25 protein-coding genes are annotated in these 20,379 nt (G+C 72.1%); 23 read left to right on the top strand and 2 right to left on the bottom strand.

The window, feature by feature from the left end:
• The first annotated feature begins 2 nt into the window (after positions 1–2).
• The 13 genes from ACWEVP_RS14480 to ACWEVP_RS14420 all read left to right on the top strand — a co-directional run bounded on the left by ACWEVP_RS14480 (position 3) and on the right by ACWEVP_RS14420 (position 9,433).
• The gene (locus ACWEVP_RS14480) at positions 3–1,349 is read left to right on the top strand and encodes a hemolysin family protein (protein ID WP_452063022.1); all 1,347 of its coding nucleotides are present in this window, start codon (positions 3–5) and stop codon (positions 1,347–1,349) included.
• Positions 1,342–1,680, top strand: coding sequence for a cytidine deaminase (locus ACWEVP_RS14475; protein WP_086679058.1), 339 nt, complete (start codon positions 1,342–1,344; stop codon positions 1,678–1,680). Before ACWEVP_RS14480 ends, ACWEVP_RS14475 begins: the two co-directional genes overlap by 8 nt.
• Positions 1,677–2,573, top strand: a complete 897-nt coding sequence (gene era, locus ACWEVP_RS14470) for a GTPase Era (RefSeq protein ID WP_452063021.1) — start codon at positions 1,677–1,679, stop codon at positions 2,571–2,573. Before ACWEVP_RS14475 ends, era begins: the two co-directional genes overlap by 4 nt.
• Position 2,574: 1 nt before the next feature.
• The gene (locus tag ACWEVP_RS14465; RefSeq protein ID WP_452063020.1) at positions 2,575–2,880 is read left to right on the top strand and encodes a CD225/dispanin family protein; all 306 of its coding nucleotides are present in this window, start codon (positions 2,575–2,577) and stop codon (positions 2,878–2,880) included.
• A gap of 29 nt (positions 2,881–2,909) precedes the next feature.
• Entirely contained in the window at positions 2,910–3,224 is a 315-nt protein-coding gene (locus tag ACWEVP_RS14460) for a CD225/dispanin family protein (RefSeq protein ID WP_452063019.1), read from the top strand.
• Positions 3,221–3,670, top strand: coding sequence for a DUF2752 domain-containing protein (locus ACWEVP_RS14455; protein WP_452063018.1), 450 nt, complete (start codon positions 3,221–3,223; stop codon positions 3,668–3,670). The genes ACWEVP_RS14460 and ACWEVP_RS14455 overlap by 4 nt, the downstream gene beginning before the upstream one ends.
• Before the next feature lie 184 nt (positions 3,671–3,854).
• Positions 3,855–4,916, top strand: coding sequence for an RDD family protein (locus ACWEVP_RS14450; protein ID WP_452063017.1), 1,062 nt, complete (start codon positions 3,855–3,857; stop codon positions 4,914–4,916).
• 67 nt (positions 4,917–4,983) lie between these two features.
• The gene (locus ACWEVP_RS14445; RefSeq protein ID WP_452063016.1) at positions 4,984–5,448 is read left to right on the top strand and encodes a CD225/dispanin family protein; all 465 of its coding nucleotides are present in this window, start codon (positions 4,984–4,986) and stop codon (positions 5,446–5,448) included.
• Between the two features lie 52 nt (positions 5,449–5,500).
• A complete protein-coding gene (gene recO / locus ACWEVP_RS14440) occupies positions 5,501–6,292 on the top strand; it encodes a DNA repair protein RecO (protein ID WP_452063015.1) in 792 nt (263 codons plus the stop codon).
• Between the two features lie 40 nt (positions 6,293–6,332).
• Positions 6,333–7,148: an isoprenyl transferase gene (locus ACWEVP_RS14435; protein WP_452063014.1), complete on the top strand. Its 816-nt coding sequence runs from the start codon at positions 6,333–6,335 to the stop codon at positions 7,146–7,148.
• Positions 7,145–7,570 carry a YbjN domain-containing protein gene (locus ACWEVP_RS14430; RefSeq protein WP_452063013.1) on the top strand — a complete coding sequence of 142 codons (426 nt, stop codon included), beginning with the start codon at positions 7,145–7,147 and terminating at the stop codon, positions 7,568–7,570. The genes ACWEVP_RS14435 and ACWEVP_RS14430 overlap by 4 nt, the downstream gene beginning before the upstream one ends.
• Positions 7,571–7,688: 118 nt before the next feature.
• Positions 7,689–8,690 carry a permease gene (locus ACWEVP_RS14425; RefSeq protein ID WP_452063012.1) on the top strand — a complete coding sequence of 334 codons (1,002 nt, stop codon included), beginning with the start codon at positions 7,689–7,691 and terminating at the stop codon, positions 8,688–8,690.
• Positions 8,687–9,433 (top strand): TIGR03943 family putative permease subunit, encoded by a 747-nt coding sequence (locus ACWEVP_RS14420; RefSeq protein ID WP_452063011.1) that lies wholly within the window; start codon positions 8,687–8,689, stop codon positions 9,431–9,433. The genes ACWEVP_RS14425 and ACWEVP_RS14420 overlap by 4 nt, the downstream gene beginning before the upstream one ends.
• A gap of 21 nt (positions 9,434–9,454) precedes the next feature.
• Here ACWEVP_RS14420 and ACWEVP_RS14415 read toward each other — a convergent pair whose 3' ends face one another.
• Positions 9,455–9,868, bottom strand: a complete 414-nt coding sequence (locus ACWEVP_RS14415; protein ID WP_364456119.1) for a Fur family transcriptional regulator — start codon at positions 9,866–9,868, stop codon at positions 9,455–9,457.
• Complete coding sequence (locus ACWEVP_RS14410) at positions 9,868–10,230, bottom strand: ArsR/SmtB family transcription factor (RefSeq protein WP_400876598.1); 363 nt, start codon at positions 10,228–10,230, stop codon at positions 9,868–9,870. Before ACWEVP_RS14410 ends, ACWEVP_RS14415 begins: the two co-directional genes overlap by 1 nt.
• 266 nt (positions 10,231–10,496) lie before the next feature.
• Between ACWEVP_RS14410 and ACWEVP_RS14405 the strand changes: the two genes are divergently transcribed.
• The 10 genes from ACWEVP_RS14405 to ACWEVP_RS14360 all read left to right on the top strand — a co-directional run bounded on the left by ACWEVP_RS14405 (position 10,497) and on the right by ACWEVP_RS14360 (position 20,083).
• On the top strand, positions 10,497–11,582 hold the full coding sequence (locus ACWEVP_RS14405) for a hypothetical protein (protein ID WP_452063010.1): 1,086 nt from the start codon (positions 10,497–10,499) through the stop codon (positions 11,580–11,582).
• A complete protein-coding gene (locus tag ACWEVP_RS14400) occupies positions 11,583–12,221 on the top strand; it encodes a class F sortase (RefSeq protein ID WP_452063009.1) in 639 nt (212 codons plus the stop codon). It begins immediately after the preceding gene.
• Positions 12,222–12,388: 167 nt separating this feature from the next.
• Entirely contained in the window at positions 12,389–13,039 is a 651-nt protein-coding gene (locus tag ACWEVP_RS14395) for a class F sortase (protein ID WP_452063008.1), read from the top strand.
• A gap of 83 nt (positions 13,040–13,122) precedes the next feature.
• Positions 13,123–14,511: a glycine--tRNA ligase gene (locus tag ACWEVP_RS14390; RefSeq protein ID WP_364456129.1), complete on the top strand. Its 1,389-nt coding sequence runs from the start codon at positions 13,123–13,125 to the stop codon at positions 14,509–14,511.
• Between the two features lie 94 nt (positions 14,512–14,605).
• On the top strand, positions 14,606–15,538 hold the full coding sequence (locus tag ACWEVP_RS14385) for an ABC transporter ATP-binding protein (protein ID WP_452063007.1): 933 nt from the start codon (positions 14,606–14,608) through the stop codon (positions 15,536–15,538).
• Complete coding sequence (locus ACWEVP_RS14380; RefSeq protein WP_452063006.1) at positions 15,535–16,272, top strand: ABC transporter permease; 738 nt, start codon at positions 15,535–15,537, stop codon at positions 16,270–16,272. Before ACWEVP_RS14385 ends, ACWEVP_RS14380 begins: the two co-directional genes overlap by 4 nt.
• A gap of 16 nt (positions 16,273–16,288) precedes the next feature.
• Entirely contained in the window at positions 16,289–17,494 is a 1,206-nt protein-coding gene (locus ACWEVP_RS14375; RefSeq protein ID WP_452063005.1) for a sensor histidine kinase, read from the top strand.
• Positions 17,491–18,096, top strand: coding sequence for a response regulator transcription factor (locus tag ACWEVP_RS14370; protein ID WP_452063004.1), 606 nt, complete (start codon positions 17,491–17,493; stop codon positions 18,094–18,096). Before ACWEVP_RS14375 ends, ACWEVP_RS14370 begins: the two co-directional genes overlap by 4 nt.
• A 24-nt stretch (positions 18,097–18,120) precedes the next feature.
• Positions 18,121–18,774 (top strand): YdcF family protein, encoded by a 654-nt coding sequence (locus ACWEVP_RS14365; RefSeq protein WP_452063003.1) that lies wholly within the window; start codon positions 18,121–18,123, stop codon positions 18,772–18,774.
• 34 nt (positions 18,775–18,808) lie between these two features.
• Entirely contained in the window at positions 18,809–20,083 is a 1,275-nt protein-coding gene (locus ACWEVP_RS14360; protein WP_452063002.1) for a deoxyguanosinetriphosphate triphosphohydrolase, read from the top strand.
• Positions 20,084–20,379: the final 296 nt, after the last annotated feature.

Here is a 20,379-nt window from a genome sequence, read left to right as displayed (position 1 = left end):
CCATGGTCCAGCTCCTCTTCGCGATCGCGCTCGTGCTCCTCGCGGGCGTGTTCGCCGCGGCCGACGCCGCGATCAGCACCGTGTCGCAAGCCCGGGCCGACGGCCTCGCCCGGCTCGGGCTGCCCGGCGCCCGCCAGCTCTCCGCCGTCGTCGCCGAACGCCGCCGCCACATCAACCTGCTCCTCCTGCTGCGCCTCGGCTGCGAACTCACCGCCACCGTCCTCGTCACGGTGTTCGTCGGCACCCGCCTCGCGCCCCTCGGCGTGGCCGTGCTCGTCACCGCCGTCGTGATGGTCGTCGTCAGCTACGTCCTCATCGGCGTCGGCCCCCGCACCCTCGGCCGCCAGCACCCCTACCGCATCGGCCGCTACGTCGCCGGGCCCGTCCGCGTCCTCGGTTCCGTCCTCGGCCCGCTGTCCCGGCTGCTCATCCTCATCGGTAACGCCATCACCCCCGGCCAGGGCTTCCGCGAAGGCCCGTTCACCTCCGAGGTCGAGCTGCGCGAGCTGGTCGACATCGCCCAGGAACGCGGCGTCGTCGAGGACTCCGAGCGCGAGATGATCCACTCGGTGTTCGAGCTCGGCGACACCGTCGCCCGCGAGGTCATGGTGCCGCGCACCGAGATCGTCTGGATCGAGCGCACCAAGACCGTCCGCCAGGCACTGGCGCTGGCCCTGCGCACCGGCTTCACCCGGCTCCCGGTGATCGACGAGTCCGTCGACGACATCGTCGGCGTCGTCAACATCAAGGACCTGATGGCCGGGTACATGGACCCGGACGGCGCGAGCACCGTCGTCGGCACGCTGATGAACGAAGCCTCGTTCGTCCCCGACTCGAAACGGCTCGACGAGCTGCTCAAGGAGATGCAGCGCTCGCACAACCACATGGCGATCGCCGTCGACGAGTACGGCGGCACCGCCGGCCTCCTCACCATCGAGGACGTCATCGAGGAGATCGTCGGCGAGATCACCGACGAGTCCGACGCCGACGAGCGCCCCGAGGTCGAGGAACTGACCGACGGCGCGGTCCGGGTCTCGTCCCGGATGAGCGTCGACGACCTGGGCGAGCTCTTCGGCATCGACCTCGAAGACCACGACGTGGAGACCGTGGGCGGGCTGCTCGCGGAACGACTGGGTAGGGTCCCGCTGCCGGGGGCCGAAGCCGAGGTCGCCGGCCTTCGGCTGTTCGCCGAAGGGGGCAAGGACCGCCGTGGCCGCATGCGGATCACCACCGTGGTCGTCCACCCGGCCGACGCCGAGGCGATGACCGACCCGGCCGACCGCACGACCCGGCGCCGCACGCGCCTGCCCCACCCCGACGAACGCGACAGGAGCGTCGAACATGCCTGACCTCGAGGCGGAGGACCAGAAGCTGGTCGTCCTCGCCCGGTCCTCGCGCGCCCGCATCCAGGCCCCCGAAGGCGCCGCGGTCCGCGACACCGACGGCCGCACCTACGCCGCGGGCACGGTCGACCAGCCGTCGTTCAAGCTCACCGCCCTGCAGGCCGCGGTCGCCGCCGCGCTCTCCAGCGGCGCCGAAGGCATCGAAGCCGCCGCCGTCGTCAGCGAAGAAGGCCTGCTCAAGGGCGCTTCCGTGCACGCGGTCCGTGACATCGCGAAGTACGCGCCGATCATCCTCGCCGCCCCGGACGGCACGGTCCTCGAGGTGCTCGAACGATGACGGAACACCGCTCCGGCTTCGCCTGCTTCGTCGGCCGCCCCAACGCGGGCAAGTCGACGCTCACCAACGCCCTGGTCGGCACCAAGGTCGCGATCACCTCGAGCAAGCCGCAGACCACGCGCCACGCGATCCGCGGCATCGTGCACCGCGAGGACGCCCAGCTCGTCCTCATCGACACCCCCGGCCTGCACCGCCCGCGCACCCTGCTCGGCGAGCGGCTCAACGACATCGTGCACACGACGTGGTCCGAAGTGGACGTCGTCGGCTTCTGCGTGCCCGCCAACGAAAAGATCGGCCCCGGCGACAAGTTCATCGCCGCCGAGCTGCAGAAGATCGCGAAGCGTACGCCGGTCATCGGGATCGTCACGAAGACCGACCTCGTCCAGCCGCAGCAGGTCGCCGAGCAGCTGCTCGCGCTGCAGGAGGTCATGGACTTCGCCGAGCTGATCCCGGTGTCGGCGGTGGACGGCTTCCAGGTCGGCGCGCTCGCGGACCTGCTCGTCGGCAAGCTCCCCGAAGGCCCGCAGCTCTACCCGGGCGGCGAGCTCACCGACGAACCCGAGCAGACGCTGGTCGCCGAGCTCATCCGCGAGTCCGCCCTGGAGGGCGTCCGCGACGAGCTGCCGCACTCGATCGCCGTCACGGTCGAGGAGATGCTGCCCCGCGAAGGCCGCGACGACCTCATCGACGTGCACGCGTTCCTCTACGTGGAGCGGCCCAGCCAGAAGGGCATCATCCTCGGGCACAAGGGCGAGCGGCTGCGCGAGGTCGGCGCCACCGCGCGCAAGAACATCGAGGCGCTGCTCGGCTCCAAGGTCTACCTCGACCTGCACGTCAAGGTGGCCAAGGAGTGGCAGCGCGACCCCCGCCAGCTGCGCCGGCTCGGGTTCTGACGTGAGCGAGCAGCCGCGGCCGCCTGCCGACTACAACCCCGGCCCGCCGCCGTCGAACCACCTGGTCTGGGGGATCGTCAGCGCGATCCTGTGCTGCCTCCCGTTCGGCGCGCTGTCGATCTACCAGGCCGCGAAGGTCGAAAAGCTCTGGGCGCAGGGCGACCCGGAAGCCGCGCACGAGGCGGCCCGCGACGCCCGGCGGTGGGCGATCGTCGCCGCCGTCGCCGGCGCCGTCCTGTGGGTCGCGGCGATCGTGACGGTCGTCTTGCTGCTCGGAACCCTCACCGACGACGCCGCGTCGAACTGACGCAAGCTCGGCGGCAGGAGGCGATCCCGGTGTACCAGCAGTACCCGCCCTACGGCTGGGGGCCGAACTACGGACCGCCGCCGGAGAACAACATGGTCTGGGCGATCCTCTCGACCGTGATGTGCTGCATGCCGTTGGGTATCGTCTCCATCGTGAAGGCGAGCCAGGTCAACTCCCTGTGGTTCCAGGGCTTCCACGCCGAAGCGCACCGGGCCGCCGACGAAGCCCGCAAGTGGGCGATGTGGTCGGCGATCTCCGCCGGCGTGCTGATCGCGCTCTACCTGGTGTTCGTCTTCGTGATGTTCGCCTTCCTCGGCGTCTCCTTCTGGGCGCTGCTGCCATGACGACCGTCTACACGGGATACCCGGCCCGTGGCGTCAAAGCGAAGCTCCGCGCCCTCGGCGCCCCGATGGCCGTCGTGGGCGCGCTCGGCGCGTGCTGCGCGGCGGTCTGGATCGGTGACCCCACCACCCCCGGCGGCTGGCTCCCGGTCTGCCCGACCAAGGCGCTGCTCGGCATCGACTGCCCCGGCTGCGGCGGCATGCGGATGGCCTACAGCCTGATGCACGGCGACCTCCCCGCGGCCCTGCACTACAACGCCGTGTCGCTCGTCTTCGTCCTCCTCTTCGTGTGGAGCACGATCGCCTGGACGGTCGGGCGGCTGCGCGGCCGCTGGGTCGACAGCTGGCTGCACTGGCGCTGGACCCCGCTGACCGTCGGCGTCGTGTTCGTCGTCTGGTTCGTCATTCGCAACCTCCCGTTCGCCCCGTTCACCGCCCTGCACGTCTGATTCGGACGGACGGGAACCGCGTCGCCACGCTGCGCGTCGGAGGCAGGTCCGGTTCACCCGGACAGTGGATGCCTGGGCAGCGCGGCCGCAGGTGAACCGAGTACGCTCCCGCGGACCAGTGCCGTACGTCCGGCGCGGTTCCGCACGGAGTGTGCGGAGGAGTGACCAGCGAGGGGGAGACCCAATGACCGATCCCTACGGTCAGCCGTCCTTCGGGCAGCAGCAGCCCGGCGGCCAGCAACCGTTCGGACAACCGCAGCCCGGTCAGGCACCGCCGCCGTACGGGCAGCCCGCGCCCTTCGGGCAGCCGGCCCCGTTCGGCCAGCCGGGTACCCCCTTCGGGGCGCCGCAAAACTACGCGAACTGGGGCCAGCGCGCCGTCGCGCTGCTGATCGACCAGGCGCCGGTCCTCGTCATCTACCTGATCGCGGTCATCGTCTTCGTCTCCGGCGCGTATGGGCTCGGCGGGACCCTGTACGGCCTGGGCGCGCTCGCCGGCATCGGCTGGGCCGTCTACAACCGGTGGATCCAGCAGGGCAACACCGGCCAGTCGCTGGGCAAGCGGATCGCCGGCATCAAGCTGATCAGCGAGCAGACCGGGCAGCCGATCGGCGCCGGGTCCGCGTTCCTGCGCGACCTGTGCCACGTCGTCGACGGCGCGGCCTGCTACATCGGCTTCCTGTGGCCGCTCTGGGACGACAAGAGCCAGACCTTCGCCGACAAGATCGTCGGAACGGTCGTGGTGCAGGCCGACGCCGCGCCCGGCCAGGCCCCGTTCGGGCAGCAGCCCGGCGCGCAGCCCTTCGCCGGCGGCTACCCGCCGCCGGGACAGCAGCCCGGCCAGCCCGGTCAGCCCGGTCAGTTCGGCCAGCCCGGCCAGCCGCCGTCCGGCGGTTTCCCGCAGCAGCCGCAGTCCGGTGGCTTCGGCCAGCCCGCGCCGGGTGGTTTCCCGCAGCAGCAACCGGCTTCCGGCGGGTTCGGCCAGCCGCCCCAGCCGGGTGGCTTCGGCCAGCAGCCCGGCCAGCCGCTCGCCCCGCCGCCCGGTGGCGGGTCCGCCTTCGACGAGGTCGAGCGCACCCAGATGCTCCGCCCGGATTCCGCCGGGGGCGGCGGATCCGCGTTCGACGAGCAGGCCGAGCGGACGCAGATGCTGCGTCCGGAAGGCCAGGGCGACGCCGGGCAGACCCAGAAGATCCAACCGGGCCAGTTCGGCCAGCCGCCGAACGACCAGCCGCCGCACCACTGAGGCAGCCTTTCCGCACCACCGCCGGGGTGACCCGGCGGACGTTCACGAATAGTTGGGGTACACGTTCATGACCAATCCCTACGGCCAGCAGCAGCCGCCCTACGGCCAGCAGCCGCAGTCCGGCGGATTCCCGCAGCAGCCCGGTTACGGCACGCCGTCGGGCGGGATGCCCGCCTACGGCCAGCCCGCGCCGTACGGCCAGCCGCCGTCCGGCGGCTTCGGCGCGCCCGGCTACGGCATGCCCGGCGGCGGCGACATCAACGCCATCAAGGACTACAAGGGCTGGGCGATCGCCTCGCTCTTCCTGGGCGGCCTGATCCTCGGCATCTTCGCGATCATGAAGTCCAACGAGGTCGGCACGTATAAGATGCAGGGCAACTACATGATGGCGGAGCAGGCGTCGCGCACCACCAAGACGCTCTGCCTGATCTCCACCATCCTGGGCGGCATCGGCTGCGTCGTGGCGATCATCCTGATCATCGTCGCGGTGACCGCCACGACGTACACCTGCTACGGCTACTCCTACTGCTGATTCCCGCGGGGCGCTCCACCCCGGCATCACCCCGAAGTGGGACGATGTCGGGGTGGTGAACCTCTACCGCGACACCGGGGTGGTGTTGCGCACGCACAAGCTGGGTGAGGCCGACCGGATCGTCACCCTGCTGACCCGGCGGCACGGCAAGGTCCGCGCCGTCGCGAAGGGCGTGCGGCGGACCTCTTCGCGGTTCGGGGCCCGGCTGGAGCCGTTCGGCCACGTCGACGTGCAGTTCTACACCGGACGCACGCTCGACGTCATCACCCAGGTCGAGACCGTGGACGCGTTCCAGCTGCCGCTGGTCGCCGACTACCAGCGCTACACCGCGGCGAGCGCGATCGCCGAGACCGCGGACCGGCTCTCGGCCGAAGAGGGCGAGCCGGTGCTCAAGCTCTACCTCCTCGTCTGCGGCGCGCTGCGGTCGCTCGCCGCCGGGGAACGCGACCCGTCGCTCGTGCTCGACGCCTTCTTCCTCCGCGCGATGTCCTACGAAGGCTGGGCGCCCGCGCTCACCGAGTGCGCCCGCTGCGGCCTGCCCGGTCCGCACGTCGCGTTCAGCGTCCCCGCCGGCGGCTCGATGTGCCAGGACTGCCGCGTCCCGGGGGCCGTGCACCCCGCGCCCGAGGTCCTGGACCTGCTCACGGCCCTGCTGCACGGCGAGTGGACGATGGCCGAGGCGACCCTGCCGGGCACCCGCCGCGACGCGAGCGGCCTGGTCGCGGCGCACCTGCAGTGGCATCTGGAGCGGCAGCTCCGGTCCCTTCCCCTGGTCGAGCGACGCGCCCGGGAGTCGGCGGTGACATCCCGGACCCCCGAGGGACAGGTGGTGTCCGGGCAGTAGGGTCGGGCTGACCGGTATCACCCATCCAGGGAGGCTCGCAGTGCTGCGCAGGGGACGCGAGAGCAAGGCGTCGCGGTACGAGCTGCGGGCCCCGGATCCGCACCCGTCCGGCGCGAAGCCACCGGAAATCCCGCGCGAGCTGGTCCCGAAGCACGTCGCGCTGGTCATGGACGGCAACGGCCGCTGGGCCAACCAGCGCGGCCTGCCCCGGATCGAAGGCCACAAGCGCGGCGAAGCGGTGATGATCGACGTCGCCGCCGGCGCGGTCGAGATCGGCGTCAAGTGGCTCTCGGTGTACGCCTTCTCGACGGAGAACTGGAAGCGCAGCCCCGAAGAGGTGCGGTTCCTGATGGGCTTCAACCGCGACACCATCCGCCGCCAGGTCGACTACCTCGGCTCGATCGGCGTGCGCATCCGGTGGGCCGGGCGGCGCCCGAAGCTGTGGGCGTCGGTGATCAAGGAGCTGCAGGCGGCCGAGGAGAAGACCAAGCACAACACGGCGCTGAACATGACGATGTGCGTCAACTACGGCGGCCGCGCGGAGCTGGGCGACGCCATGCGGCGGATCGGGCAGGACGTCGCGGACGGCAGGCTGGACCCGGCCAAGATCAGCGAGAAGACCATCGGCAAGTACCTGTACCAGCCGGACATGCCGGACGTGGACCTGTTCCTGCGGCCTTCGGGCGAACAGCGGACGTCGAACTTCCTGCTGTGGCAGTCGGCCTACGCCGAGATGGTCTACCAGGACACGCTGTTCCCGGACTTCGACCGCACGCACCTGTGGCGCGCGTGCCTGGAGTTCGCGAAGCGGGACCGCCGCTTCGGCGGCGCGATAGACCAGGCGGCCTTGTCGTGAGCGCGACCGAAGCGGCCGAGACCGCGGAGCTGCTGACACAGGCCAAGGACGCGCTCGAGCGGTACCTCGAGGTGCGCGTCGACGACGACGGCGCGCTGACGTTCTCCCACGGCGACGTCCCCTGCGTGATCCAGGCGACTCGGCTCGGCGAGGGACTCACCGTGCTGTCGCTGACCTGCGTGGTCGGCTGGGACCTGCCGGACCGCCCCGGCCTGTCGGTCGCGGTCGCCGAGCGGGCGGGCCAGGGGCTCTTCGGCACGCTCGGGGTCGGGCATTCCGACGGTGGCCTCGACGTGACGCTGCGGTACGCGTTCCCGGCGGCGGGTCTGGACGCTGCGGCGCTCGGAACGTTGCTGATGCTGGTGGTGTCGACGGCGTCGCAGCTGCGGACCGATCTGCCGGGGATCGTGCCCGGCGAATAACCCACACGGGGCTTTTCGGCCCCGCGAAAGGTAAATTCCGGCCGGAAAACGGCCGTTTCCGACCGTTCGCGGATGTGCGGTGCTCTCGCTGCCGGATCCGGCTGGCATCATCGCCGTCGTGAACATCGTTTCCGATACGCGCCGGCGCACCCGCCGGTTCCGGATCAGCTCGGTCGAGGTGCTGTGCGCGGTCCTGCTGGTCGCGATCCTCGGTCAGGGCTGGCTGCAGCAGGCGTTCGACGTGCCCGCGCTGCGCACGGGCTCGACGGTGTTCGTCGCCGTCTGCGTGCAGGCGCTGCCGTTCCTCGTGCTGGGCGTGCTGATCAGCGGGGCCATCGCCGCGTTCGTGCCGGCTCGCGTGCTGGAGAAGGTGCTGCCCCGGCGCGCCGGGGCGGCGGTCGGGGTGGCGGGGCTGGCCGGTGTCGCGCTGCCGGGGTGTGAGTGCGCGTCGGTGCCGGTGGCGCGCCGGCTGATGGGCCAGGGCGTGGCCCCGGCGGCGGCGTTGACGTTCCTGCTGGCGGCGCCGGCGGTGAACCCGGTGGTCCTGGTGGCGACGGCGGTGGCGTTCCCCGGCAAGCCGGAGATGGTGCTGGCGCGGTTCGCCGGTTCGCTGGCGACGGCGATGGTGATGGGCTGGCTGTGGGCCCGCTGGGGCAAGCTGGAGTGGATCACGGCCCGCGCGTTGCGGCGGTTGCCCGACGTCGCGGGCGGCCAGCGCTGGCGGGTGTTCGCGGAGACGGCCCGCACGGACCTGGTCGAGGCGGGCGGCTTCCTGGTGCTGGGGGCGCTGATTTCGTCGGCGCTGAACGTGCTGGTGCCCGCCCGGTGGTTCGGGGTGCTGGGTGACCAGCTGGTGCTCGGCATCGTCGTGATGGCGGTGCTCGCGGTGGTCCTGGCGTTGTGCAGCGAGGCGGACGCGTTCGTGGCGGCTTCGCTCACGGCGCTGCCGCTGCTGCCGAAGCTGGTGTTCCTGGTGGTGGGGCCGGCGGTGGACGTGAAGCTGTTCGCGTTGCAGGCGGGGACGTTCGGGAAGTCGTTCGCGGTCCGGTTCGCCCCGGTGACGTTCGTGGTGGCGGCGGCGTGCGCCGTGGTGGCCGGGCTGGTGGTGGGGGTGGCGTGAAACGCGAAACGCAGAACATCCTGCTGGTGCTGCTGGGCGGCGCGCTCGTGAAGATCGCGCTCAACGGCGACTACCTGAGGTACGTGAAGCCGGCGCAGCAGCCGTGGATCATCGCGGGCGGAGCGGTGATGGTCCTGCTCGGCGCGGTGGCGATCGCGCGTGATGTGCTTGCGGCGCGGGCGAAGGCGGCCGCCCGCGCACCTCTCGGCGATGGTGGTGACGACCACGCGGGCCACTCCCACTCGGCGCGGTCCGCCTGGCTGCTGCTGGTTCCGGTGCTGGCGGTCTTCCTCGTCGCCCCGCCGGCGCTGGGCGCGGACTCGGTCATCCGCACCGAGGCCCGGGTCCCGTCGAGCGCGGCCGCCGCCAACGCCGCCGCCTTCCCGCCCCTGCCCGCCGGGAACGTCGTGCCGCTGAGCGTCAACGAGTTCGTCAGCCGCGCGGGCTGGGACGCCTCCGGCACCCTCGACGGCCGCACCGTCTCACTGACCGGTTTCGTCGTGCACACCGGCGGCAACACCCTGCTGGCCCGCCTGGTGATCAGCTGCTGCGCGGCCGACGCGTTCCCGGTGACGGTCCACCTCCGCGGCGGCGAAGCCGACCACCTCGCCGGCGACGCCTGGATCCAGGTGACGGGCCAGGTCGTCCCCGGCACGGCCACGAAGAACAACAGCTACACGCCGGACTTCACCTTGACCTCGATCACGACCGTGCCGGCGCCGAAGGACCCCTACGAGTACTGACCGCGCCGCCGGCCGTTCCGCTCAGTGCTCCGCGCAGGTGCCGGTGATCTCCACCGTGTGGGAGATCTGCGAAAAGCCGTGCTCGGCCGCGATCTTCTCCGCCCAGCGCTCCACCGCCGGCCCCTCGACCTCCACCGTGCGGCCGCACAGGCGGCACACCAGGTGATGGTGGTGGTGCGCCGAGCACCGGCGGTAGATGGCCTCGCCCGAGTCCGTGCGCAGCACGTCGATCTCGCCGGCCTCGGACAACGACTGCAGTGTGCGGTACACCGTCGTCAAGCCGATGCCGTCGCCGCGTTTGCGCAGCTCGTCGTGCAGCTCCTGGGCCGAACGGAAGTCGTCGATCCTGCTCAGCAGCTCGACGACCGCCGCCCGCTGGCGGGTCGATCGGCGGCCGGGCACCGGGGCCTGGCTGCGCGGCGCGGCGGCGTTCATCACTTTCCTTCCTGCACGTGCGCGACGGCGTCGACGACGATGTGGGCCAGGTGGTCGTCGGCGAGCCGGTAGACGACCTCGCGGCCGCGACGCTCGCCCTGGACCACCCCGGCCGTCTTCAGCACCCGCAGGTGCTGGCTGATCAGCGGCTGCGCGACGTCGAGGGCGTCCACCAGCTCGTGCACGCACCGGTCGGCCGCGCGCAGCTGCAGCACGATCGCGATCCGGACCGGCGCCGCCAGCGCGCGCAGCAGGTCGCCCGCGTCCGTCAGGACCGACGCAGGGGGGTGTGCCGGTGCGGCGGCCGCCGGGGCGCACTCCGCGAGTCCCGGCTGGGCGTCACTCCCGGTCACCGTCGCCATACCCGCCTCCACCCTCGTCGCCGCGACATGAATTCCGTAGTCATTGCCGATAACGGCACCGCCCATCCTAGTGTTCCCCCGGACGCGGCCCCGCTCCGTCGCCTCGCCTGCGGACTACGGCCGGTCGTACTACCCCATTCGGGTGAGTTCGTGGGATATTGCCTCTTCGGCTTCGCATGTCGTGGCCGACGGTGCAAGGTTGTCGCGGAGCGTTTCGTCGCTTCTCGTACGCTGGCGACCCGCCCGAGCAGACGCAGTGGGGAGACATGACCCGTTTCGTGACGAAAGCAGCCGTCCTGACGGCCGTCCTCTTCCCGCTGGCCGGCACCGGGGTCGCCGGGGCGCAGAGCCAGGCCGTCGACGAGAAGACGGGCCCTGTCTCCTTCGCCAACATCGCGTCGGTCCGGATCGGCGGCGAGGGCCAGCGCGGCGGCGCCCTGATCACCGAAACCCAGCGCTCCCCGCTGCTTCCCGGCCAGTCCAAGCTCGGCACGGACCGGGTCACCGTGCCCAAGGACGACGGCGAGCGCGCCACCTTCGGCGGGCACTACCAGATCGACCTCGGCCGCTACACCGGCGGCAACCCCTACCCGTCGGGCGTCCCGAGCCGGGACCACAACGTCGTCGCCGCGCTGCAGGCGACCACCGTGCCGACCGCCGTCGCCGAGACGAACTACGCGCTGCGCGACAACTGGCAGGGCGGCGCGAAGCCGTCCGACAACACCGTGCTGGTGCTCGAAGGCGCGAAGACGTCGGTGGACTGCACCGCGCCGGGCAAGCTCACCGGCACCTCGGCGGTGAACCGGCTGTGGGTGCGGCAGGGCGGCGGGCTCGGCATCGTCCCGATGCCCGGCGGCACCGCGGGCCTCGAGCTGAAGAACCTGCGGCTCGGCCCGCCCGGCGACATCGCGAACGCCAGCAAGGACACCACCGTCTCCGACCTGAAGCTGACCCGCGTCGCCGCGTTCGACCAGCTGATCCGCCAGGACGGCTGGCGGGGCGGCGACTACACGGCCGTCGCCGGCTGGCGCGTCGAGATCACCACGCACGTCAAGGACGCGGCGGGCGCCGCGGTGCAGGACGTCCAGACGAACATCGTGCTCGGCGGGGTCAGCTGCTCGGTGCCGAAGGGCTTCGTCGCGAAGGCCGCGGGCAGCACCGGCGGCGGCACGGGCGCGACGCAGGCCCCGGTGCCGACGCAGGTCCCGGCCGGGTACCTGGGCGCGGCCGCGCCCGACACCGGCGGGGACGGCTCGCGCATCCCGCTCGGCATCGGCCTGCTGTTCGGCGGGGTGTTCTTCGCGGCCGTCGCGCTGCTGCTCGGCAGGCGGCGCAAGACCGGGACGGACTAGGTGCTGCGCACCGGGCTGGCCGCCGTCTCGGCGGCACTGGCCGTGGCCGCGTTCGCGGCCGGGGTCATCGTGCTGACCTGGCTGCCGCCCACGGCCACGCAGGCCGCCGCGCCGCCACCCGGCTCGTTGCCGGGGGAGAACGCGGCCCCGGCCGTGCTGCCCGCCGACAACGAGTCCGCCGCGCAGCAGCGCCCGGGCACGGTCCGGCTGCCCGACGGGGCGACCGCCCGCCTGGTCCGCACGGAGCTCACCGACCGCGGCGTGCTGCCGATCCCGCGTGGCCTCGGCGACGCGGCCTGGTGGGGCGCGAAGCTGGGCGCGGCGCAGGGGGCGGCGCTGCTGTCCGGGCACGTGAACTGGGAGGGGCGGCGCGGCCCGTTCGACGAGCTGTGGCGCATGCGCGACGGCGACGAGGTGAGCGTGGTCGACGCCCGCGGCGGCCGCTGGGTGTACCGCGTGGACGACGTGGTGACGCTGCCGAAGGAGGCGCTGCCGGAGCAGGCCGCGAAGTGGTTCGGCCAGAACGGGCCGCACCGGCTGGTCCTGGTCACCTGCGGCGGCGACTACGTGGGCGGCACCGAAGGCTACGACGAGAACCGCCTGGTCACGGCCAGGCTGGTGACGCGCCCCGCGGGCTGATCCGAGTCGGCTGGTGCGGGCTGACGGCTGCCGTGGGACCCGCTGCGCCGAACCGCCGCCGGGCTGCGGAAGCCGCCGCCACCCCGCACCTCGCCGATCCGCTGCAACCCACGCCGCCCCTCACCGCATGTGACCCTTCGCAACGGCACGACCAGCGAAGGAGCAGCATGCAGGAGCGGAACCCGGCGGAGAAGAACGGCTCCGGCCGCTGGTGGATCGTCGGGGTCACCGGCGCGTTCGTGGTCGCGGCGCTCGTCGCCACCCTGCTCATCTTCACCGGAAAGGATGAACCCGCCGGCGCCAACGGCAGCACCACCACCCCCGCCGCCCCCACCGCGGTCGCGGAGCAGCCCGCCAAAACCGACACCGGCCAGGCGCCCGCGAACCTCGCCCTCCCCGGCGGCGGCACCGCGAAGCTCGTCCGGGAGGACCTCGACTCCAGCGGCGCCCTCGAGATCCCCGAAGGCCTCGACGAAGCCGCCTGGTGGGGCGCGAAACTCGGCGCCGACCACGGCGTCGCCTTGCTCTCGGGGCACGTCAACTGGAAGGGCGAGAAGGGCCCCTTCACCGAGCTCTGGCAGGTCAAGCAGGGTCAGGAGATCAAGCTGACCGACGCCGCCGGCGGGGCCTGGGTGTACCGCGTCGACGCGACCGAGACCATCCACAAGTCGGAGCTCGCCGGGCGCTCGGAGCAGCTGTTCGACCCCGACGGCCCGCACAAGCTGCTCCTGGTCACCTGCGGCGGCGAGTACGTCGGCGGGACCGAGGGCTACGAGGACAACCGCGTCGTCACGGCGTCGCTGGTGTCGCGGCCCTAGCCTGCGCGAAAAGGGCTCGGCCCCGGCGGATACCCTGGACGTTCTAGTCCGATAACCGTCCCCGCATGCTTCCGGAGCGTGGAGTGCCCACGAACACCATCGATACCGTAGTCAGCCTGTGCAAGCGCCGTGGTTTCGTCTTCCCCAGCGGGGAGATCTACGGCGGTACCCGCTCGGCGTGGGACTACGGACCGCTCGGGGTCGAGCTCAAGGACAACATCAAGCGCCAGTGGTGGAAGACCGTGGTCCAGGGCCGCGACGACGTCGTCGGCCTCGACTCCTCGGTCATCCTGCCGCGCCAGGTGTGGGTGGCTTCGGGGCACGTCAACGTGTTCACCGACCCGCTGATCGAGTGCCTCTCGTGCCACAAGCGGTTCCGCGCCGACCAGCTCGCCGAGGAGTACGAGGCGCGCAGCGGCAAGCAGACGTCCGAGGACGACCTGTCCGACGTGCCGTGCCCGAACTGCGGCACGCGCGGCGAGTACACCGCGCCGCGGGACTTCAACATGATGCTGAAGACCTACCTCGGCCCGGTGGAGTCCGAGGAGGGCCTGCACTACCTCCGCCCGGAGACCGCGCAGGGCATCTTCGTCAACTTCTCGAACGTCCAGACGACGTCGCGGATGAAGCCGCCGTTCGGCATCGGCCAGATCGGCAAGTCGTTCCGCAACGAGATCACGCCGGGCAACTTCATCTTCCGCACGCGCGAGTTCGAGCAGATGGAGATGGAGTTCTTCGTCGAGCCGGGCGAGGACGAGACCTGGCACCAGTACTGGATCGACGAGCGCACGAAGTGGTACACCGACCTCGGCATCAAGGCCGAGAACCTGCGCCACTTCGAGCACCCGAAGGAAAAGCTCTCGCACTACGCGAAGCGCACGGTCGACATCGAGTACCGCTTCGCGTTCAACGCGGGCCAGGAGTGGGGCGAGCTGGAAGGCATCGCCAACCGCACCGACTTCGACCTGACCACCCACTCGAACCACTCGGGGCAGGACCTGTCGTACTTCGACCCGACGTCGAAGCAGCGGTACCGCCCGTTCGTCATCGAGCCGGCGGCCGGTGTCGGCCGGTCGATGATGGCGTTCCTGATCGACGCCTACTACGAGGAAGAGGTGCCGAACGCCAAGGGCGGCACCGACAAGCGCGTGGTGCTGAAGCTCGACCCGCGGCTGGCGCCGTTCAAGGCCGCGGTGCTGCCGCTGTCGCGCAACGCCGACCTCACGCCGAAGGCGAAGGCCGTCGCCGAGCTGCTGCGCAAGCACTGGAACGTCGACTTCGACGACGCGGGCTCGATCGGCAAGCGCTACCGCCGGCACGAGGAGATCGGCACGCCGTACTGCGTGACTGTCGACTTCGACAGCCTCGAAGACAACGCCGTCACGGTCCGCGACCGCGACAGCATGGCGCAGGAGCGCGTCGCGATCGACAAGCTGGAGTCCTACCTGGCGGGCCGCCTGATCGGCTGCTGAGCCACCCGGAGCCCGGGTACCCCTGACACCTGTCACGGTCACTTCGTGACGCACGGTCTGGGGACCCGGGCTTCGTGCACGGCAGCCTGGGGGCATGCGAGAAACGAACTCCCAGGCGGTGGCGGCGGGGGCCGCGATCCACCTCACCGGCCTGCGCAAGCACTACGGCGACGTGCACGCGGTCGACGGCGTCGACCTCACGATCGCCCCGGGCGAAGTGGTCGCCCTGCTCGGCCCGAACGGCGCCGGCAAGTCCACCACCGTCGACATGATCCTCGGGCTGACCGAGCCCGGCAGCGGGGACGTCCGCGTGTTCGGCCGCAAGCCGATCGACGCCGTCCGCGCCGGCCTGATCGGCGCGATGCTGCAGGGCGGCGCCCTGATGGACGACCTGACCGTCGCGGAGACCGTCGGCATGGTCGCGGGCCTGCACCGCAAGCCGCTGCCGGTCGCCGAGGCCCTGCGCGCCGCCGGGATCGAGGAGCTGGCCGGCCGCCGCGCGAACAAGCTCTCCGGCGGGCAGAAGCAGCGGGTGCGCTTCGCCGTCGCCCTGGTCAGCGACCCCGACCTGCTGATCCTCGACGAGCCGACCGCCGCGATGGACGTCGGCACGCGCCGCGAGTTCTGGCAGTCGATGTACGCGTTCACCGAGTCCGGCCGCACGGTCCTGTTCGCCACGCACTACCTCGAAGAGGCCGAGGAGTTCGCCGACCGGGTCGTGCTGATGCGCCGCGGCCGGATCGTCGCCGACGGCAGCGTCGCCGAGGTCCGCGCGCTGGCCGGCGGCCGGACGCTGCGGGCCGCCGTCCCGGGCGCCACCGACGCCGTCATCGCGGCCCTGCCGGGTGTCAAGGAGTTCGAGCTGCGCGGCGGCCGCGTCGCGATCTCCAGCGGCGACTCCGACGCGACGCTCTGGGCGCTCAAGGCCGCGGTGCCCGCCGTGCACGACGTCGAGATCGGCGCCGTCGGCCTCGAAGGCGCCTTCCTCTCCCTGACCGCCGACGAAACCCCGGAGTCCGTGCGATGACCACCTACCTGCTCACCGAGATCCGCCGCAACTTCCGGCAGCCGCGGTTCCTGATCTTCGTCGTCGCCTTCCCGGTGCTGATGTTCCTGTTGCAGGCCAACGTGTTCGTCAAGGCGGACGCGCCGGAGCACGCGCAGTTCGCCGCCGTGATCATGATCAACATGATGACGTTCGGGACCTTCGCCGCGGCCAACACCAGCGGCGGCAGGCTCGCGCTGGAACGCGCGCTCGGCTGGCAGCGGCAGCTGCGGCTGACCCCGCTCACCGGCACCGGCTACCTGGCGGGCAAAGGCCTTTCCGGCATGCTCGTCGGGCTGCCCGCGCTGATCCTGGTGCCGCTGCTGGCCGTCACCGCCGAGGGCGTGCACCTCGACGCCGCGGGCTGGGTGCGGATCTTCGCCGGCGTCTGGCTCGGCACCATCCCGCTGGTCCTGCTGGGCCTGCTGATCGGGCAGTTCGGCACCCCCGAGACGATGCAGCCGATCAGCATGATCGTCACCCTCGGCATGGGGTTCCTCGGTGGCCTGTGGATCCCCCTGGAAGGCATGCCGTCGTGGATGCACGACGTCGCCCAGATCATGCCGACCTACTGGGTGCTGCAGGTGGCCCGGCCGGCCGTGACCAGCGACCTGGTGGTCTCGCTGCCGACGGCCGTCGGCGTTCTCGCGGCGTGGACGGTCGTGCTGGGGGCACTGGTGATCAGGCGTTACCGTAAGGACAGTGCCCGCGTCTGAGGGCCGGAGGGGAACCATGGCCGAGGACGACGTGAACCGGAAGTACGGGCTGGGCACGAGGGAAACGTGGTGGGAGGACCCGCCGCCCAACCGCGGCAAGAGCGGGCCGGACAAGTTCCGGTGGCCGGTCCTGTCGATCGTGTTCACCCTGCCCTACCTCATCCCGGCGACGAAGTCGCTGCTGAAGGTGGACCGGGTGACCCCGGGGGTGGTCGCGCTGTGGGTGCTCGTCTACGGCGTCGCCGTCTCCTACGCGCTGTTCCCGCTGGCGTTCGACCGCGCCCGCCCGTTCCGCTTCGCCTACAGCGGGTGGATGCTCGTCCTCGGGCTCGCCGTGGTCGCGGCGACGAGCACCAGCCCGTTCGTCTTGCTCTACGGCACCGCCGCGCTGGTGTTCCTGCTGCCGCTGGCCTGGGTGGTGCTGCTCGACGGCGCCGCGTTGCTGGTCGCGGCGGTGATCCTGCTGATCGGCGGCCGGTTCGCCGACAACTGGGGTGACCTGGTCACGGTCGGCTCGGTGACGATGGCGATGTTCTTCATGTCCAGCCTGGTCCGGGCGGTCCGGCGGCTGCAGCAGGCCAACGAGGAGATCGCGACGCTCGCCGTGACGAACGAGCGCCAGCGCGTCGCCCGCGACCTGCACGACCTGCTCGGGCACAGCCTCACCACGATCACCGTCAAGGCGGGGCTGGCCCGGCGGGTGCTGGAGAGCTCGGGGGACATCCCGCGCACGGTCGAGGAGATCCGCGAGATCGAGAGTCTGACGCGCAGCGCGCTGTCCGACGTCCGCGCCACCGTGTCGGAGTACCGCGAGGTGTCGCTGTCGGCCGAGATCGTCGGCGCCCGGGCCGCGTTGCGGGCCGCGGAGATCGACGCCGACCTGCCGCACGCCGTCGACAACGTGCGGCCGGAGTTCCAGAGCGTCTTCGGGTACGTGCTGCGCGAGGCCGTGACGAACGTGCTGCGGCACTCCGGGGCCAAGCAGGTCAAGGTGAAGCTGGGGGACACCTGGCTCGAGGTCGAGGACGACGGCACCGCCACCGGCGTCGTCGCGGGCAACGGCCTGCGCGGGCTCACCGAGCGGCTCGCCGCCGTCGGGGGGACGCTGCGGACGTCGGTGCGGCCCGGGGGAGGATTGCTGGTGCGGGCGGAGATCCCGCAGCCGGAACCCCGCGCGGCCGCCCCGGCCGTGCGCGCCGAACCCGCGGGAGGACTCGCTTGATCCGGGTGTTGCTGGCCGACGACCAGGCCATGGTGCGCGGCGCGCTGGCCACCGTGCTCGGCCTCGAAACCGACATCGAGGTGGTCGGGCAGGTCGGCTCCGGCGACGAGGTGGTGGCCGCCGCGCGGGAAGCGAAGCCGGACGTCGCCCTGCTGGACGTGCAGATGCCGGGCAAGGACGGCCTGGAGGCGGCGGCCGACCTGCGGGCCGCGCTCCCGTCGTGTCGGGTGATCATCTGCACGACGTTCGGGCGGCCCGGCTACCTCGCGCGCGCGATGGCGGCGGGCGCGGCCGGGTTCGTCGTCAAGGACGCCCCGCCCGAGCAGCTCGTCGAAGCCGTCCGCCGGGTCCACAGTGGACTCCGGGTGGTGGACCCGGCGCTGGCCGCCGAGTCGCTGGCCACCGGCGCCAGCCCGCTCACCGCGCGCGAGCGGGACGTGTTGCGGGAAGCCAAGGACGGGGCCACGGTGGCCGGCATCGCCCGCGCGGTGCACCTGTCCGAAGGGACCGTGCGCAACCACCTGTCCGCCGCGATCGGCAAGACCGGCGCCCGGACGCGGGCCGAAGCCGTGCGGGTCGCGGAGGAGCGTGGCTGGCTCTGAGCCGCTTCTGAAAGAATGGGCCGGGTGGGTACCGCTGAACGCACCAAACCGTCGCTCGCGAACTGGGCGCGCCGGATCGCCTTCGGCACGCTCCTCGTGCTGCTCGCGCTGGTCGGCGGCACGGCGTTCCGCGTCTGGCAGGTCGCGCGGGAGAACGACCGCACACCCGCCGACGTCATCGTGGTGCTCGGCGCGGCGCAGTACAACGGCAAGCCGTCGGACATCTACGCGGCGCGCCTGATCAAGGCGAAGCAGCTCTACGACGCGGGCGTCGCGAAGACGATCGTCACGGCGGGCGGCAAGAAGGCCGAGGACAACTTCACCGAGGCGCGGGCCGGCCAGCTCTGGCTGACCCGCCACGGCGTGCCGTCGTCCGCGACCCTGGCGGTCGGCGAGGGCAGCGACACGCTCCGCAGCCTCCGAGCGGTCGCGGAGCAGGTGCAGGGCCGCGGCTGGCACACGGCGGTGCTGGTCAGCGACCCGTGGCACTCGTTCCGGGCCCGCACGATGGCCGACGACCTCGGCCTCGACGCCTGGACCGCGCCGACGCACAGCGGGCCGATCGTGCAGGAGCGCGTGACGCAGGTCCGCTACATCGTCCGCGAGACCGGCGCGCTGCTGTACTACCGGCTGACGAAGACCCCGGCCGACGACCTGTTCGCCACGTTCCTCGGCTGAGCTTTTTGTCGGTGCCCGCGTTTAGGCTGGTCGGGTGGATTACACGGAGCACGACACCGCCCGCCTGCTGCCGGAGCCGGCGAAGGGCGCGGCGCTGCCCGGCACGCGCGAAGACGGGCGCAGCGCGTTCTCGCGCGACCGGGCCCGCGTGCTGCATTCGGCGGCGCTGCGGCGGCTGGCCGGCAAGACCCAGGTGGTCGGGCCGGGGGAGGGCGCCGAGGTCACCGGCGTCCCGCGCACGCGGCTGACCCACTCGCTGGAGGTCGCGCAGATCGGCCGCGGGATCGCCGACGAGCTGGGCGCGGACCCGGACCTGGCCGACACGGCCGGGCTGGCGCACGACATCGGGCACCCGCCGTTCGGGCACAACGGCGAACGCGCGCTCGACGAGGTGGCGGCCGCGTGCGGCGGCTTCGAGGGCAACGCGCAGACGCTGCGGATCCTCACGCGGCTGGAGCCGAAGCTGCTGTCGGCCGAGGGCGACCCGGTGGGGCTCAACCTGACCCGCGCGTGCCTGGACGCGACCACGAAGTACCCGTGGCCGCGCAAGCCGGGGCAGGCGAAGTACGGCGTGTACGAGGACGACGTGCCGGTGTTCTCGTGGTTCCGGTCCGGGGCGCCGGCGGAGCGGACCTGCCTGGAGGCCCAGATCATGGACTGGGCGGACGACGTCGCGTATTCGGTGCACGACGTCGAGGACGGCGTGCTGGCCGGCCGGATCAAGCTGCGCGTGCTGGCCCACCCGGACGAGCGCGCGGCCGTCGCCGAGGCGGCGGCCAAGCACTTCTCGGCGCAGTCGGTGTCCACTTTGGAGGATGCGGCGGCGGAGCTGCTGGCGCTGCCGGTGGTGGCGGCGCTGGCGTCGGCGGAACCGGACGGCTCACCGGGCGCGCAGGTGGCGTTGAAGAGGCTGACGAGCGAGCTGGTCGGCCGCTTCACGACGGCGGCGGTCAGCAGCACGCGCGCGGAGTTCGGCGAGGGGCCGCTGGGGCGGTACCGGGCGAGGCTGTGCGTCCCGGACCAGGTGGCGGCGGAGGTGGCCCTGCTGAAGGCGCTGGCGTTGCGGTACGTGATGAGCGACCGCCGCCGGCTGGCGATGCAGGAGGGGCAACGGGAGCTGCTGGTGGAGCTGGTCCACGCGCTGGCGCGGCGGGCGCCGGAGTCGCTGGACCCGCTGTTCGTACCGGCCTGGGAGTCGGCGCGTGACGACGCCGGGTTGCTGCGGGTGGTGATCGACCAGGTCGCTTCGTTGACGGACGCGCAGGCCCACGCGTGGCATTCGTGGCACGTGACCCGCCACCACCGCTGACGGGCGTGGAGCGAGGCTGCCACCGGTCGGGCCGGGCCGGGTGGCGGCCGCGCCGACAGCGGCCGGCAGCCGCGCTCACCGCGACCGGCCGCGGCGGCCAACCGGTGGCGGGCCGGTGCTTGGGGTGGTTGGGCTTCGGACGGCCACCCGCGTGGCGAGCCGGTTGGGGTGGCTGGGCTTGGGTCGGTGCTGGGTGGTGGGCCGGTGCTGGGTGGTGGGCCGGTGCTGGGGGTGGCCGGGCTTCGGGCGGCCACCCGGGTGGCGGGCCGGTGCTTGGGTGGCTGGGTTCGGGTCGG

The sequence above is a fragment of the Amycolatopsis sp. NPDC003865 genome, assembly GCF_053605345.1.
This window is presented reverse-complemented; position numbering and strand designations above follow the sequence as displayed.

Bases quoted from the DNA above. Each gene is read 5' to 3' on its own strand.
- ACWEVP_RS14395 (WP_452063008.1), top strand. From the start codon at position 12,389: ATGCAGGAGCGGAACCCGGCGGAGAAGAACGGCTCCGGCCGCTGGTGG.
- ACWEVP_RS14455 (WP_452063018.1), top strand. From the start codon at position 3,221: ATGACGACCGTCTACACGGGATACCCGGCCCGTGGCGTCAAAGCGAAG.
- ACWEVP_RS14385 (WP_452063007.1), top strand. From the start codon at position 14,606: ATGCGAGAAACGAACTCCCAGGCGGTGGCGGCGGGGGCCGCGATCCAC.
- ACWEVP_RS14405 (WP_452063010.1), top strand. From the start codon at position 10,497: ATGACCCGTTTCGTGACGAAAGCAGCCGTCCTGACGGCCGTCCTCTTC.
- era (WP_452063021.1), top strand. From the start codon at position 1,677: ATGACGGAACACCGCTCCGGCTTCGCCTGCTTCGTCGGCCGCCCCAAC.
- ACWEVP_RS14380 (WP_452063006.1), top strand. From the start codon at position 15,535: ATGACCACCTACCTGCTCACCGAGATCCGCCGCAACTTCCGGCAGCCG.
- ACWEVP_RS14415 (WP_364456119.1), bottom strand. From the start codon at position 9,868: ATGAACGCCGCCGCGCCGCGCAGCCAGGCCCCGGTGCCCGGCCGCCGA.
- ACWEVP_RS14375 (WP_452063005.1), top strand. From the start codon at position 16,289: ATGGCCGAGGACGACGTGAACCGGAAGTACGGGCTGGGCACGAGGGAA.
- ACWEVP_RS14475 (WP_086679058.1), top strand. From the start codon at position 1,342: ATGCCTGACCTCGAGGCGGAGGACCAGAAGCTGGTCGTCCTCGCCCGG.
- ACWEVP_RS14450 (WP_452063017.1), top strand. From the start codon at position 3,855: ATGACCGATCCCTACGGTCAGCCGTCCTTCGGGCAGCAGCAGCCCGGC.
- ACWEVP_RS14410 (WP_400876598.1), bottom strand. From the start codon at position 10,230: ATGGCGACGGTGACCGGGAGTGACGCCCAGCCGGGACTCGCGGAGTGC.
- ACWEVP_RS14480 (WP_452063022.1), top strand. From the start codon at position 3: ATGGTCCAGCTCCTCTTCGCGATCGCGCTCGTGCTCCTCGCGGGCGTG.
- ACWEVP_RS14445 (WP_452063016.1), top strand. From the start codon at position 4,984: ATGACCAATCCCTACGGCCAGCAGCAGCCGCCCTACGGCCAGCAGCCG.